Source organism: Thiomicrorhabdus heinhorstiae (assembly GCF_013391765.2).
Classification (GTDB): Bacteria; Pseudomonadota; Gammaproteobacteria; order Thiomicrospirales; family Thiomicrospiraceae; genus Thiomicrorhabdus; species Thiomicrorhabdus heinhorstiae.
In genome coordinates, this window is record NZ_JACBGI020000010.1 from 31,754 (window position 1) to 47,111 (window position 15,358).

17 protein-coding genes are annotated in these 15,358 nt (G+C 48.5%); 4 read left to right on the top strand and 13 right to left on the bottom strand.

Annotated features, from left to right (window positions below):
* From ruvA to H8792_RS06755, 6 genes are all read right to left on the bottom strand, one after another.
* Positions 1–639: a Holliday junction branch migration protein RuvA gene (gene ruvA, locus H8792_RS06730; RefSeq protein ID WP_185978177.1), complete on the bottom strand. Its 639-nt coding sequence runs from the start codon at positions 637–639 to the stop codon at positions 1–3.
* Between the two features lie 9 nt (positions 640–648).
* Complete coding sequence (gene ruvC, locus H8792_RS06735; RefSeq protein ID WP_185978178.1) at positions 649–1,167, bottom strand: crossover junction endodeoxyribonuclease RuvC; 519 nt, start codon at positions 1,165–1,167, stop codon at positions 649–651.
* A gap of 140 nt (positions 1,168–1,307) precedes the next feature.
* On the bottom strand, positions 1,308–2,396 hold the full coding sequence (gene nadA, locus H8792_RS06740; RefSeq protein WP_185978179.1) for a quinolinate synthase NadA: 1,089 nt from the start codon (positions 2,394–2,396) through the stop codon (positions 1,308–1,310).
* 15 nt (positions 2,397–2,411) lie between these two features.
* Positions 2,412–4,196, bottom strand: coding sequence for an aspartate--tRNA ligase (gene aspS / locus H8792_RS06745; protein WP_185978180.1), 1,785 nt, complete (start codon positions 4,194–4,196; stop codon positions 2,412–2,414).
* 63 nt (positions 4,197–4,259) lie between these two features.
* On the bottom strand, positions 4,260–4,892 hold the full coding sequence (locus H8792_RS06750) for a DUF502 domain-containing protein (RefSeq protein ID WP_185978181.1): 633 nt from the start codon (positions 4,890–4,892) through the stop codon (positions 4,260–4,262).
* A gap of 159 nt (positions 4,893–5,051) precedes the next feature.
* Entirely contained in the window at positions 5,052–5,681 is a 630-nt protein-coding gene (locus H8792_RS06755) for a CBS domain-containing protein (protein WP_185978182.1), read from the bottom strand.
* 281 nt (positions 5,682–5,962) lie between these two features.
* On the opposite strand from H8792_RS06755, the gene H8792_RS06760 reads away from it, so the two are divergent.
* The 3 genes from H8792_RS06760 to H8792_RS06770 all read left to right on the top strand — a co-directional run bounded on the left by H8792_RS06760 (position 5,963) and on the right by H8792_RS06770 (position 8,209).
* Complete coding sequence (locus H8792_RS06760) at positions 5,963–6,847, top strand: polyprenyl synthetase family protein (RefSeq protein ID WP_185978183.1); 885 nt, start codon at positions 5,963–5,965, stop codon at positions 6,845–6,847.
* Between the two features lie 105 nt (positions 6,848–6,952).
* Complete coding sequence (gene queD / locus H8792_RS06765) at positions 6,953–7,330, top strand: 6-carboxytetrahydropterin synthase QueD (RefSeq protein WP_185978184.1); 378 nt, start codon at positions 6,953–6,955, stop codon at positions 7,328–7,330.
* Between the two features lie 39 nt (positions 7,331–7,369).
* Positions 7,370–8,209 (top strand): prepilin peptidase, encoded by an 840-nt coding sequence (locus tag H8792_RS06770; RefSeq protein ID WP_185978185.1) that lies wholly within the window; start codon positions 7,370–7,372, stop codon positions 8,207–8,209.
* Positions 8,210–8,372: 163 nt separating this feature from the next.
* Here H8792_RS06770 and H8792_RS06775 read toward each other — a convergent pair whose 3' ends face one another.
* A complete protein-coding gene (locus H8792_RS06775; protein ID WP_228766989.1) occupies positions 8,373–8,687 on the bottom strand; it encodes a DUF3579 domain-containing protein in 315 nt (104 codons plus the stop codon).
* 300 nt (positions 8,688–8,987) lie between these two features.
* On the opposite strand from H8792_RS06775, the gene H8792_RS06780 reads away from it, so the two are divergent.
* Entirely contained in the window at positions 8,988–10,055 is a 1,068-nt protein-coding gene (locus H8792_RS06780) for a 3-deoxy-7-phosphoheptulonate synthase (protein ID WP_185978186.1), read from the top strand.
* A 114-nt stretch (positions 10,056–10,169) separates the two neighbouring features.
* On the opposite strand, the gene thiL is transcribed toward H8792_RS06780, so the two are convergent.
* The 6 genes from thiL to ribD form a co-directional block, all read right to left on the bottom strand.
* Positions 10,170–11,225, bottom strand: a complete 1,056-nt coding sequence (gene thiL / locus H8792_RS06785; protein ID WP_185978187.1) for a thiamine-phosphate kinase — start codon at positions 11,223–11,225, stop codon at positions 10,170–10,172.
* 92 nt (positions 11,226–11,317) lie between these two features.
* A complete protein-coding gene (nusB, locus tag H8792_RS06790; RefSeq protein WP_228766990.1) occupies positions 11,318–11,791 on the bottom strand; it encodes a transcription antitermination factor NusB in 474 nt (157 codons plus the stop codon).
* On the bottom strand, positions 11,791–12,252 hold the full coding sequence (gene ribH / locus H8792_RS06795; RefSeq protein WP_185978188.1) for a 6,7-dimethyl-8-ribityllumazine synthase: 462 nt from the start codon (positions 12,250–12,252) through the stop codon (positions 11,791–11,793). The genes nusB and ribH overlap by 1 nt, the downstream gene beginning before the upstream one ends.
* Positions 12,253–12,396: 144 nt before the next feature.
* Positions 12,397–13,512 carry a bifunctional 3,4-dihydroxy-2-butanone-4-phosphate synthase/GTP cyclohydrolase II gene (ribBA, locus tag H8792_RS06800; RefSeq protein WP_185978189.1) on the bottom strand — a complete coding sequence of 372 codons (1,116 nt, stop codon included), beginning with the start codon at positions 13,510–13,512 and terminating at the stop codon, positions 12,397–12,399.
* Positions 13,512–14,162, bottom strand: coding sequence for a riboflavin synthase (locus tag H8792_RS06805; RefSeq protein WP_185978190.1), 651 nt, complete (start codon positions 14,160–14,162; stop codon positions 13,512–13,514). Before H8792_RS06805 ends, ribBA begins: the two co-directional genes overlap by 1 nt.
* Positions 14,163–14,201: 39 nt before the next feature.
* A complete protein-coding gene (ribD, locus tag H8792_RS06810) occupies positions 14,202–15,347 on the bottom strand; it encodes a bifunctional diaminohydroxyphosphoribosylaminopyrimidine deaminase/5-amino-6-(5-phosphoribosylamino)uracil reductase RibD (RefSeq protein ID WP_185978191.1) in 1,146 nt (381 codons plus the stop codon).
* Between the last annotated feature and the right edge of the window lie 11 nt (positions 15,348–15,358).

Consider the following 15,358-nt stretch of genomic DNA (forward strand, 5'->3'; position numbering starts at 1 on the left):
TTAGAGTTTTACTCCCTGCAAAGCACTCTTGATCAGCTGTTCCAAACTCATCTCCTCCTGATAAACAGCAGTGACAAGTTTTTCCGCTTCTGCCGCTTTATAACCCAGTGACATCAAGGCTTCGACCGCCGAGTTCTTCACCGAAGCGGGTATGCTCGCAGAACCGGATGTCCCCGTCGATCCGGCAGAACCTGAAACGGAATCCGCAATTAAACCGAACTGGCCTTCGTCCAGCATCGGCTTTAAGCGGTCTTTCATTTCCATTTGCAGACGTTCCGCAGTTTTTTTACCGACACCGGGAATACGCGTTAGAGCCTTAATATCGCCGTGATCGACGCTGACGCAGAAATCTTCAACCGACATGGCAGAGAGAATTGCCAAGGCCATCTTGGCGCCAACCCCATTGACCTTCAAAAGGGTTTTAAACAGTAAACGCTCTTCCCTGGTAGCAAATCCGAACAGTAGCATGGCGTCTTCGCGTACGTGCATATGGATCAGCAAATGAACCTCGTTATCCTGCGACTCCAAACGGTAAAAAGTCGACATCGGTGCCTCGATTTCGTAACCGACCCCTTGAACATCTAACCATAACATCGGCGGTTGTCTCTCGACGATTCGTCCGCGTAAAAATCCAATCATAATCTACCTTTAAAAACGACTGCCTTTTGACAGCTCTTGCGGGTCAATTCCCAGAGACATATAGCGATCGTGGCATAAAGCGCAGGCAAGGGCATCGGCAGCATCTTCCTGCGGCGGTGCCGTCAAAGCCAGAAGATTCTGAACCATAAACTGCACCTGAGTCTTACCGGCATGCCCTTTTCCCACTATGGTACTTTTAATCTGCGTCGGTGTATATTCCATAATCGGTACCCCCTTCAAAGCCGCCGCACACAGAATAACACCCCGGGCCTGACCTAGAGTGATTGCCGATTTAGGGTTTTTATAGACAAATACTTTTTCGATGGCCAGTACGTCGGGCTGATATTGATCAAGCAATTGCCCGACAGATTCGAAGATGTTTTTCAGACGCTCGGCGCCGGAATATTTTTCGACGCGGATAACACCGCTAACGATATAGGTAGGATGATAACGACCGGATTCGATAATCCCGAAGCCGGTTTTACGGGAACCGGGATCGATACCTAGAATACGCCTTAACTCAGCCAAATTCTCTCTTCCCTATCTTTCACGGAACCAAAAAAGCTAACACTTAACTTAACAATCATGTTGCAATTGTTTGAAATGTAATAATTTATAAATTTGAATGACGCCAAATTTTGTTCAATTCGGTTAACTTAACAACTGGACTAATCGGCTTTATTTACCACCGAGACCAAGCCGGCCTGGCGGGAGAAATCCAGCATGCGCTGCACTGATTGCAAAGCTTTTCTGCGTACCGTTTCATCCAATTCAATTCTTGGCGACAGGGTGCGCAGACACTCAGCCAAATTCTGCAAACCGTTCATGGCCATCCAGGGACAGTGAGCACAACTTTTACACGTTGCCCCATGCCCGCCGGTCGGCGCGACATACAGTTTTTTATTTGGCGCCAGCTGCTGCATCTTGTAGAAGATATTGTAATCGGTGGCAACGATAAATTCTTCGTCGTCCATTGTCTGGACGGCATTCAGCAAAACTTTAGTGGAGCCGACAATATCCGCCTGATCAACAACCGACGCAGGAGATTCCGGATGGACCAAAACCTTGGCATTCGGGTGCTTGCAGCATAGCTCTTCAAGTTCAAAACTCTTGAACTCGTCATGCACAATACAATGCCCCTGCCAGCGAATCATTTCAATCCCGGTCTCCTTCTCGATCCAGTTACCCAGATGGCGATCCGGCGCCCAGATAATTTTTTCACCCCTCTCCTTCAGATGGCTTACTATCTGCAGCGCGTTACCCGAGGTCACGACCCAGTCGGCAATCGCTTTAACCTCGGCACTGGTATTCGCATACACCACCACGGTATGATCCGGATGTTGAGCACAAAATTCGGCAAATTCTTTGGCTGGGCAACCGACATCCAAAGAGCAGGTCGCATCCAGATCCGGCATCAAAACCGTCTTCTCCGGACTAAGCATTTTGGCGGTTTCACCCATAAAACGCACACCGCAAACGACCAGAACATCCGCCGCCGACTGAGCACCAAAATTAGCCATTTCCAAAGAATCCGCAACTACGCCGCCGGTCTCTTCCGCCAGTTCCTGCAACTCGTCATCAACATAATAATGGGCAACAATTTGCGCATTATGCTCTTTAAGAAGCCGTTTAATTTCTTCTTTAAGCGTTTGTTTTTGCTGCTTATTAAGCCAAGGTTGTGTCGGAGCATTCGAGGCAAGGTGCTGAATACGACCTTCCAGTTGCACCGGAATTTGCTTGGCTTGAGAAACCGACATGACTAAAGGACTCCTTTATTTGTCTGCGGCACGCACAGGTTTACGGAAACGTAGCAGTAACTCTTGTAATTGAGCGTTGTCGACCATACCAGGAGCTTCCGTCAAAGGACAGGCTGCGGATTGAGTTTTCGGGAAGGCGATAACATCACGGATCGACGGAATATCGCCAAGAATCATAATCAAGCGATCCAAACCGAATGCCATACCCGCATGCGGAGGACAACCATACTTCAATGCGTCCAACAGGAAACCGAACTTATCTTGGGCTTCTTCATCAGCAATGCCAAGCAGTTTAAAGACCGCCGCCTGCATTTTGGTGTCGTGAATACGCACAGAACCACCACCGACTTCCAGGCCGTTGATGACCAAGTCATAGGCGCGCGACAACATCTGATGCGGGGCATCGTGGTTTAGAATTTCCTCTGTAGTCGCTTTTGGCTGAGTAAACGGATGGTGAATCGCGACCATACGCGCAGTCTCTTCATCCTCTTCAAACATCGGGAAATCAACAACCCAAACCGGCTTGAAACGACCGTTCAACATACCGAGGTCTTCACCCAGTTTAACACGCAGAGCACCGATGGCATCGTTGACGACTTTTGACGAATCGGCGCCGAAGAAGACGATATCGCCATCTTGCGCACCAACGCGCTCCATAATCTGCATGACCTGATCAGGGAAGAATTTAATGATCGGCGACTGTAAACCGTCGATACCGGCTGCCATATCGTTGACTTTAATGTAAGCCAGACCTTTCGCACCGTAGATGCCGACAAATTTAGTGTATTCATCGATCTCTTTACGCGACATGGAACCGGCTCCAGGAACGCGCAACGCAACGACACGCCCTTTCGGATCTTTAGCCGGTCCGGCAAAAACTTTAAATTCGATGTCTTGCAGAAGATCAGCCACATCCACCAATTGCATATCGATACGAAGATCCGGACGGTCGATACCGTACTTTTCAATCGCTTCGGCATAAGTCATGCGCGGGAAATCATCTTCAAATTCGTAACCGATAGCATCTTTGAAAATGGTTTTCGCCAAACCTTCCATAGTATTCATTACCTGTTCTTCGCTCATAAACGAAGTCTCGATATCCAACTGGGTAAATTCAGGCTGGCGATCGGCACGCAAATCTTCGTCACGGAAACAGCGGGTAATCTGGTAATAACGATCAAAACCGGACATCATCAGTAACTGCTTGAATAGCTGTGGCGATTGCGGCAAAGCAAAGAATTTATTTGGATGAGTACGGCTTGGAACCAGATAATCACGCGCACCTTCCGGAGTCGATTTAGTCAGAATCGGCGTTTCCATATCCATAAAACCGTTGTCATCCAGATAACGGCGCATGGAACGCGTCACCGCATAGCGCAATTTCAGATTGTTTTGCATCTGCTCGCGGCGCAAATCGATATAACGATATTTCAAACGCGTCTCTTCACCGACGTTCTTTTCATCCAGCTGAAACGGAATCGGTTCGGCCATGCTCAGTACATCCAGCTGTTCGGCAACGATTTCGATTTTACCCGTTGTCATATTCGGGTTAACGGTCGCTTCGGTACGCGGGATAACCTTGCCGGTAATACTCAACACACACTCGGCGCGCAGCTTTTCCGCTTTGGCGAAGTTTTCCGCCGCATCAGGGTTAACGACTACTTGAACAAGCCCTTCACGATCGCGCAAGTCAATGAAGATGACCCCGCCGTGATCTCGGCGGCGGTGCACCCAACCGGCAACCTGAACCGTCTGATCAATTAAAGATTCCGTTACTTGTCCACAATAATGCGTGCGCATAGACCCTTTTACCTTTTTATCTAATTATCGTTAAAAATTAATCTTACGATAAAGCCAAATCCTCTAGGCTTTATCCTTCTTCATAGAATTCTTATTACTGTCCGGAACGACAACACCGCCGGAAATGACCATTTTAAGAGCATCGTCGACGTTCATATCCAACTCAACCATCTCATGGCGAGAAGCCATAATAAAGAACCCAGAGGTCGGGTTCGGCGTCGTCGGTACAAACAGGTTAACCGTATCTTCGATCCCGGTTTTTCTCTGCGCTTCCCCACGCTGACTGCTGGTTTGAAAAGCCAAAGTCCACAGCCCTTTTCTCGGGTACTCTACCAGATAGACTTTCTGAAAGGTCTGCTCTCCGGACCCGAAAACCGCCTCGGCAATCTGCTTCACTGCGGTATAAATCGAACGAACCAATGGAATACGGGACAGGAACGACTCCCAGATTCCAACCAGCTTACTACCCAAAAGGTTGGCAACAAAAACCCCGGTAATCAATACCAGAACGATCGATAAAACCACACCCAATCCCGGAATTTCCATCCCGAAAAGCTGCTCCGGACGATACTGATGAGGCAACAGAAGCAGGCTGCGATCAAAAAGATCCACCAAAAATTTAATTACCGCAATGGTCACCCCTAGAGGGAGCCAAACCAGCAATCCGGCAATCAAATAACGCTTTATGTAAGACATGGTCGCAACCCGAATGAAAGCTGTAAAATAAACAGTTTATTATAATTGAATTTGAAGGTTTTTTGAAAAGGAAAGTAAAGAATTGCCTGAAAAAGAAATTCAAGGCAACAAGAGAGTCAAGACACGATCACCGAACGTAAAAACCTTCGGCAAGATCGCCTAAATATATAACTCAATCGGCGGTTCCGCTGCCAGACATCGAACCAGATCACCCTCGGTAACAATCCCGGCAATCTGCGTCGCATCATTCATGACCACAACCGCACGAATATCATAGCGAGTAAACACCTTGGCGACATGACGGACATCGGTATCCGGCGAGGTTGTCACCACCTGCTTATGCATAACACTGCTCACCGCTTCGGTTACCGCAGTTTCCGTTTCGCCGTTTGGATTGACCAACACTTGTTCCAGCAAGTTGACCCAGGTACACATGCCAACCAGACGATCATTCTCGACAACCGGCAGATAAGTCACCTTATGCTGGCTCATTAACTCCCACGCCTGTTCGATCGTCTGATCCGCACCAACGGTAATCACTGGCGAACTCATTATCTCATCAACCCGAACGTGGGTACGACGCATTTGCGGATTAGCACGATTACTCTGATAAGCGTCAACCGCCGAACGCTTCGCTTTCGGCAAAGAGGACTCCAACGCTGCACGCTCGAAAGCCTCCGGCGAAGGAGTGGTTGCATGCACCTGTTTTGCCGGATCAATTTTCAGATCAGGAAAATTCTGCACGGAACCAATCAGATTTTGCCCCTCGGGGCTATATACGATAAACATGTCCAATCACTCTAAATCCCACCCGACACTCAATCAACATACCCAAATCGAGCACAGGTTCATACTCACGCCATCTTAGACCATTTATGAATCTATCGGCAAGTCTTGTGAAAACTTCAGTCCTGCCTAAAATTTCAGCCCAGTCGAGATCAATCAAATTCAATTCCTGACATTCAGCAGGTACAATAATGCGTTTCACCGGTTCCAAAGCAACCGGCCACATTGAAACAGACAATCGAACAAAATAGTTCGCCAGCCATTGCCAGTAACAGGAGTCGACCTTGCAACCTCAACTGACCGTCTATCAAAACCGCGTCCAACAGCAGCTGCAATCCAGTCTGGACATTTTTTTAGACAGTGAAGACTGCCCAAGGCGACTCAAAGAAGCGATTGAATACTCCACTTTCAACGCCGGAAAACGCCTGCGCCCGGCCCTGATCTACGCCGTCGGCGAAGCGCTCGGACTGGAATTGACACAACTCGATGCTCCGGCCTGCGCAATCGAACTGATCCACAGCTACTCGCTGGTGCATGACGATCTGCCAGCGATGGACGACGACAACCTGCGTCGCGGACAACCAACCTGCCACATCCGCTACGATGAAGCAACAGCAATCCTGGTCGGAGATGCTCAACAGACTCTGGCATTTAGAATTTTGTGTACCGACGAACACCTCAGTGAAAAACACCGACTGGAAAACATTCTACTTCTTAGCGAAGCGGCCGGCTGCAACGGCATGATCGGCGGTCAGCTAATCGATATCGAATCGCAAGGACACCTTCCGGATCTCGAACAACTGCGCAAAATGCACCGGCTAAAAACCGGCGTTCTGATCCAGTGCGCGCTTCAACTGGGCGCTTGCCAGCACCCGAATTATCCGCAGTTCAAAACCAAACTTCAGCAACTCGGCGATGCCATAGGTCTGGCATTCCAGGTACAGGACGATATTCTGGATATCGAAGGTGACACGGAAACTTTAGGCAAACCGCAAGGCAGTGATCTTGAAGCCGACAAATCCACCTACCCCAAATTACTCGGCCTCGAAAACTCGAAGGCCTATCGCGACCAACTGATAAGTGAAGCCCAGCAGGTTTTGCAGCAATTGCCCTTCAACAGCACATTTTTAAGTCAGTTAGTCAACTATATTGCCACGCGCAACCATTAAAATTTCGAGTATTTTTCCGCCTTTACAATAGGCGGATACTTTCCTCAAACCCAAGATTTCGTTATAATTTCTCTTTTTTTGGCAAGCACCTAACGGAAAACGATCATGGCGCAAACATTCGTACTTAAAACTCTGCTGGATTTCGCATCGGCGCATAGCCTGAAAGGCTATCCGGGCGATTGCGCCAAGCTACACGGACATAACTGGAAAATCGAAGTACAGGTGCAGGGCCAGCAATTAAACGACATCGGTATGGTTATTGACTTTAAAGAGATCAAACGCCACACCAAAGAAGTGATTAAAGAACTTGATCATAGCTTCTTGAATGACCACCCTTATTTTCAGGATCACAATCCGACTGCGGAAAACATCGCCGTTTACCTTTACAGGGAAATCCAAAGTCGCATCAGCGACGACCGTGTTACCATGCACAGCATTACCGTATGGGAAAATGATCGCAACTGCGTAATCTATTCAGAATAAAATTTTCGCCAAGCGCGTATTCCGGGAGTCCAAGCAAGCATGACCGTGCCGATTAGCTATCTGATCTTCAGCGCCTTGATCGGCTTAATAATCGGCAGCTTCATATCCATGCTCAGCTGGCGCCTGCCAAGAGCCTTATTTGCCGAAGAATTAGCCGATTTACAGGACAAACAGTCCGACTTGCCGGAAGAAAGCGACAATCACAGTTTTCGCTCGATTTTTTTCGGCCGCTCGGCCTGCCCGAAATGCAATCAAACCCTGCCATGGTATCGGTTGATCCCGATTGTCAGCTACCTCTCTTCCACCGGACGCTGCCATAATTGCAACGAGAAAATCTCTTTGCGCTATCCACTTATTGAGATTGCCAGCATGTTACTGACCGTAATAACAGTGTGGCATTTCGGCATAACAACTACCACCATTTATGCACTGGTCTTTATCTGGGTCTTACTCACGATCAGCGTCATCGATATTGAACACCAGTTGATTCTGGATATTCTCAGCCTTCCCCTTCTATGGCTGGGCCTGCTGCTAAGCACCTTCAACCTGTTCACCGATCCGGTAATGGCTATTTGGGGGGCTGCTGCGGGTTACTTAATCCTTTGGATACTATTCCACACATTCAGATTACTGACCGGCAAGGAAGGCATGGGCTATGGAGACTTTAAGTTACTGGCCGCACTCGGGGCCTGGTTCGGCCTGAGCGCCATACCACAGATTATTTTGATCGCCTCGATAAGCAGTCTGATTATCGGGCTAGCAGCCGTTATCCTTCAACGCCGCTCGATGCAGCAAGCCATTCCCTTTGGGCCTTTTTTAGCCCTGGGCGGCGGAGCCTACCTGTTTTTAGGCTCCGAATTGCTTGGCGGATTCCTCTAAGAACCCATCGCCAACATACACAAACCCCACACCCTTAAGACTACTCGCGAAGGCCGTTGTTGATCCCCCCCAACAAATAAACTCCGAATAATAAAAAACCCGCCGATGGGCGGGTTTTCTAGCAAGCAACAAAGCAATGTTGCTACAGCGAGATTACTCGCCTTTAAGAACCGAGCTTTCTCTCGGTATCTTCACAAATTTGCGTCATCTGCAATTTATTGGTTTTGACGAAATTCATTACATATCGATACATCGTCGGATTTTCTTGCTCAAGTGACGTATCGATAATCAGACATTTCTGCCCTTCGTATAATTCAGGGTGCAACAGCTCGGAATAGACCAAACGATGCGACTCACCGTAACTCGCCATCATCGACGAAATACGGTCGATCCAGTCGCTCGGTCTAAATTTACGACCGTCTTCAGTCACGCCTTGAATAATATATCTGCAATGCACCACTTTACTCAGCCCACTCAAAATTTAAAACCGCATAATTCTAACATAACTCATTTACATGATTAAATAGATTTAATTAAACGGTTTTGAAAGCATTAACTATCAAAAACCCCCATCCAATCAAGGTAAACGGCCAATAGCGCAAAACTTGACAGTCGCATTCCTTCTTTATCAATATCAGATACTTGGCATACAAAGATGCCGATTTGAATAATGCAAAACAAATGCTTTAGTGGCATAATAATGCGCTTGGTTAAACGCCTTTGCCAAAGCAGATGACCGCTCGGTACAAAGGCCTGAAAGAACAAAGCAAGGAACGTCATGTCGAAGTATCAAACAGATGATTTACGCATCAAGAACATTACCGAAGTTCGCCCGCCTCGCGAACTGCACGAGCAATATCCTATTACAGAAATTGCTGCATGCACCGTCTATGATACTCGTCAACAAATCCACAACATCCTATCCGGCCGCGACGACCGTCTGCTGGTGATTATCGGACCTTGCTCGATCCACGATCCAGGTGCGGCACGCGACTACGCGGCTCAGCTGAAAGGACAGATCGAGAAATACAAAGACACCTTACTGATCGTCATGCGCGTTTACTTTGAAAAACCGCGTACTACTGTCGGCTGGAAAGGGCTGATTAACGATCCGGATTTGAATGAATCTTTCGAGATCAATAAAGGTCTTGGATTAGCGCGTTCCCTGCTGGCGGACGTCAATAATCTCGGCGTTCCGGCCGCAACCGAGTTCCTGGATTTGATTTCTCCGCAATATGTTGCCGACCTGATCTCATGGGGCGCCATCGGCGCACGTACAACCGAAAGCCAGGGACACCGTGAACTGGCTTCCGGCTTATCGTGCCCGGTCGGCTTTAAAAACGGTACCGACGGAGGTTTCAAAATTGCAGTCGATGCCATTCGTGCCGCCAATAATCCGCACATCTTCATGTCGCTGACCAAAGACGGGCATTCGGCGATTTTCGAAACCACCGGCAACCAGGATTGCCATGTGATTCTGCGCGGCGGAAATGACGGCCCGAACTATGAAGCGCCATTTGTTGCCGATGCTGTCGATCAATTACAGAAAGCCAAAGTTCAAGACAAACTGATGATCGACTGCAGTCATGCCAACAGCAACAAACAACACGAACGCCAGCTGGTTGTTGCCGAATCGATTCGCGACCAACTAAATGACGGTAACAATCACATTATGGGTGCCATGATTGAAAGCCATTTAGTCGGCGGTCGCCAAGATGTTAAGCCGGGCCAACCGCTAACTTACGGACAAAGCATTACCGATGCCTGCATCGGCTGGGATGATAGCCTTAAGGCACTGCAACTGCTTTCCGATGGTGTGGAAGCACGTCGTCAGAAAAACGTTTAAAAACCTCGCTTTTTGCAAATAAAAAACCGGCTAAGCCGGTTTTTTTATTTGCAGGAGTCTCACCTCAGTTTTTTCTCAGTTTATCGTCTCCGACACCTTCTCGAATACTTTACACTAGAAATGCTGAAAACCTTTCATCGCCAGGGATTGCATCACGGCAAAATCGATTTGTCCGTGTTTCATTAGTTCAAGCTGCCCATCACCTTCCATTCTCAATTCAATCGAGCCAACCTCATAAACCTCTAAATCATACTTCCTCGCCGCCTCTCTCATCGATTCGAGTTTATCGACAGAAACCGTAAAACAAATCTGGTAATCATCTCCACCGCTTAGGATAGCTCGCCAATCATGAGTCTGTTGCAGGTACATTTGCATTGCTTGAGACTTGGGTAATGCAGCAAGATCAATACAGCCTTTCAAATCATACCCAAAACGCATGGAAGATCGTTCAAGAATATGTCCTAAATCTGCCAAGAGCCCGTCCGAGATATCGATTGCCGAGCTTGCATACTCTCGCAAAAAATCGCTGTAAGCCAATTGAGGTTTTGGACGATTCAAAGCTTCCAACAACTTTGCCCGATCTTCATCGGAAAAAGAGAGCGGAGTAAAATCTCCCCAAAACTCCGGCATAGCCAATTTCAGACCTAAAGCCGCATCTCCCAAAGTACCGGTTACAAAAATTCGATCCCCCTCTCTGGCAGAATGCCGCATAATCGCCTGCCCATTCGGAACCCAGCCTTGAGCAGAAACGGTAATACACAAAGGCCCTTTGGTGGTATCTCCGCCGATCAAAGGAACCATTTCCCCACACCCACTTTCACTGGCTGCCTTTAAGCCTTTGGCAAATTCTGACAACCACTCGGCATCGTAAGTCGGCAAGGTCAAAGCCAACGAATAAAATGCCGGTCGAGCACCCATCGCCGCCAAATCGCTTAAATTAACCGCCAGAGACTTCCAGCCGATATCAAATGGCGAAGTCTGCAAAGGAAAATGTACACCGGCGACTAAAGTATCGGTCACCACAACCGCCTGCTGACCGGGAGGAACGCTAATCACCGCCCCATCATCACCGATGCCAATCTGCCCTTCCCGACCGTTATGCAGCTCGGAACCGGAAGGCGCTCCAAGAGGCGCAAAAAAATCGTTGATTAAATCAAACTCTCTAGCCATTTGCTCTATTCAGAAAATTCAAAAACCCAAAAAAACAAAACCCCGCTGCCCGACAGGAACCAGCGAGGTTTATTAAGATTACCGAAACCGGATTACTCGTGCGGACGAAGTGCCTTCGCCGCTTTATCCAAAATACCATTCACGTATTTATGGCTCTCCTCGGCTCCGAAACGCTTGGCCAATTCAACCGCTTCGTTGATGATTACACGGTATGGAATCTCCGGCTTATTCTTCAACTCATAGACACCAAGACGCATAATTGCTCTTTCGACCGGATCGATCATTGAAACCGCACGATCCAGATAGGAACCGTAAATTTCATCCAGACTTTCCGCCTGACTGACTACCTCGCCGAACAGTTCTTTAAAGAGCTCCAGATCCAGATTGTTCAGGCGCTGATCTTCCTGGAACTGACGAATAATTACCGCCGGCTCTTCGAAAGTCATTTGCCACTGGTACAAAGCCTGCAAAGCGACCCGGCGCGACTGGCTGCGCGGCGAAACACGCTTTTCTTTTTCGATAATTTCTTCGCCCGAACCAGGGCGGATTGAATCCAATTTCTTCATTAAATCTGCTTCAACACATTAACCATTTCAATCGCAGCAAGAGTACACTCTTCACCCTTGTTACCCGCTTTGGTTCCTGCGCGCTCAATCGCCTGTTCGATACTATCAACCGTCAGAACACCGAATGAAACCGGAACGCCGGTGCTCAACTGCACCTGACCCAAACCTTTCACACACTCACCCGCAACATAGTCGAAATGCGGAGTGCCACCGCGAATAACGGCACCCAAAGCAACCACTGCATCGTAACTGCCTGACTGAGCCATCTTCTGAACCGCTAATGGAATTTCAAATGCACCCGGCACAAAAACTTTATCGATATTAGCTGCATCGCCACCGTGACGAACGATAGTATCAACCGCACCGGCAACCAAATGGTCGACAATAAAGCTGTTGAAACGACCGATAACCAAACCGATTTTCATGTCCTGAGCTGTTAGATTTCCTTCAATGGTTCTCATCTTTGTTGTTCTCTTCTTGTTTTTTGCAAGGAGATGCCGCATTCAATAACAGCATCAAACTTTATTATGATTTCAGGCTGGCTATTGTGCCACAATTTCCAGCACTTTTTAGAGGATTGTTAAGCACATAGCGGCTTTTTACATTCAATCTTTCTTGGGTAAAGTCTCACTAATCTCGAGACCGAAGCCGCTAAGCGCACTCATTTTCATTGCTGAACCGATGACTTTCAAACGTTTCAGACCCAGGTCCGCCAGAATCTGTGCGCCCAAACCGAAGGTTTTAGTATCGTCGTCATAACGGGTTTCCGGAGCATGCACACCCAAATCCTTCATCTGAAAACCTTGGATCTTATCAAGCAGCTCGGAGGCTTCTTCATGCTTACGCAGCACGACAATTGCCCCGGAGCCCTCTTCAGCAATCTGCTGCATCGCCGACTGTAGCGACCAGCCACATTCCGGGCGTTTAGAACCAAATACATCGCATAAGGTGTCCAGCATATGCACACGAACCGGCACGGCTTCTTGCGAATTCAATTGCCCATATACAAGGGCAAAGTGCGCCTTTTGATCCAAAACGTCCTGATAACCGATCAATCGGAACTCGCCGAAGTCAGTCGGTAATTTACATTCGGAAACCCGCTCGATCGTCTTTTCGTTCTGCAAACGATACTCGATCAAATCGGCAATGGTTCCGATCTTGATATCATGCTCGGCGGCATAAGCTTCCAAATCGTCGCGACGCGCCATAGAGCCGTCTTCGTTCATAATTTCAACAATTACTGAAGACGGTTCAAAACCGGCCAGGCGCGCCAGATCGCAACCCGCTTCGGTATGCCCAGCACGCGTCAAAACACCGCCCGGCTGTGCCATCAACGGGAAAATATGCCCGGGCGTCACAATATCAGCCGGACCGGCATTCTTAGCGACTGCGGTACGCACTGTAACTGCGCGGTCGGCCGCGGAAATCCCGGTAGTCACACCCTCGGCCGCTTCGATCGAAACCGTAAAATTCGTGCCATGCGGGTCGGTATTGTCTTTTACCATCAACGGCAAGTGCAATTGATTACAGCGATCTCTTGTCATGGTCAAACAGATCAACCCTCGGCCGTAACGCGCCATAAAGTTAATATCTTCAGCTGTTACCGTCTCGGCCGGAACCAGAAGATCACCTTCGTTTTCACGATCTTCGTCGTCCATCAAAATCACCATTTTTCCCTGGCGATAATCTTCAATCAATTCTTCAATCGTATTCAACGGCATTATTTAAATCCATTCTGTTCTAAAAATTCAGGGGTAATTGCAGACGCTTTTTCGTCCTGCGGAGCAGTCATCATCCGTTCAAGATAGCGAGCCAGCAAATCCACTTCCAGATTCACTTTGGAGCCGACCTGCAAATGTTTGATCGTCGTTTCCTGGCGGGTATGCGGTACGATATTGACATCGAACTTACAGCCGTCGACCTTATTAACCGTCAGGCTGATACCGTTAATACAGATTGATCCTTTAGCGGCGATATAGCGACATAAACTCTTAGGCGCTTCCAATTCATAACGCCAGGAACGACCGTCCTGCTGAATCGAAACTACCGTTCCGACACCATCAACATGGCCGCTGACCAAATGACCGCCCAGTCGATCCTGCAAACGCAACGCCTTTTCAAGATTTACCGGTGTCCCGATCTCCCAGAATTTCGCCATGGTAACTTCCAGCGTTTCTCCGGAAACATCTGCCACATAATAATCCTTACCGAATTCGATAGCGGTTAGACAGATACCGCTGGCGGCGATACTGTCGCCGATTTCGACGTCGCTCATATCCAGCTTTCCGACACCGATGGTGACTTTCCAATCTCCGTCACGGGGCTCGATTTTTTCGATTTGCCCTTCGGCTTGAATAATTCCCGTAAACATCTTTCTTTCCTCTCACAGGCGCAGGCCCGGTCTATCGACCTAATTCGCCTTAGTTAATACCAAGCGTATATCCTCACCGAAACGATCTACAGATTCAATTCGGAATTGAATTTTATCGTTCATAGTTTGCAACTGCGGCAGAAAAAACATCGGCTTGGCCTCATCGCCCAACAGACTTGGAGCGATAAAACTGTGCAATTCGTCGACAAAGCCCGAACTGATAAAAGCCCCAGCCACGATCGCACCCGACTCGACCATCACATCATTAATATGTTCTTCCTGCGCCAGATAAGACAGAACAGACTCAATATCCAGACGATCTTCTTCGGCGGCAACTGCAACCAGTTCAACCTTGTGCTCGTAAAATTGTGCGACCAATGCCGGATTGGCTTCGGCCATCTGCTTGGAGGTCATCAAAATCGTTCGTCCCGGCTGCTGTAACATTTTAGCATCCAACGGCATACTTAAGTTCGGGTCCAACACGACGCGAATCGGATGACAGTTTTCCGCATCCAGGTTCATATCTTTCAATGCCTCATCCGGCAAGCGTACCGTCATACTCGGATCGTCAGCCAATACCGTACCGATACCGGTAATCAGCGCACCGCTGAGTGCGCGCATCTTATGTACCTCGAGACGCGATTCAGCGCCGGTAATCCACTGACTTTCACCATTTGCCATCGCGGTTCGCCCATCCAGACTGCTGGCCATTTTCAAACGCACATAAGGCAGTCCTCTGTTCATTCGCTTGATAAACCCTTTGTTAAGCTCCAGCGATTCTTTCTCGAACAGGCCAACGGCAATATGAATGCCGGCGTCACTCAAACGCTCGACACCACGACCGGCTACTAGAGGATTCGGGTCCATAGCCGCTATGACAACCCGAGCCACTCCGGCTTCAATCAATCCATCGGCACAAGGAGGAGTACGCCCATAGTGAGAGCAAGGTTCAAGCGTGACATAAGCGGTTGAACCCTTAGCCTTCTCTCCAGCCTCAGCCATCGCCAGACGCTCGGCATGCAGCTCACCGGCCTTTCGATGCCAGCCGCTACCGACGATTTCACCGTTTTTAACCAAGACACAACCGACGGCTGGATTGGGCTTGGTGGAATAAAGCCCTTTTGCCGCCAGCGAGAGTGCCAACTGCATATACTGTCGATCTTCGGCAGAAAATTCATGATGCATACACTTGCTCC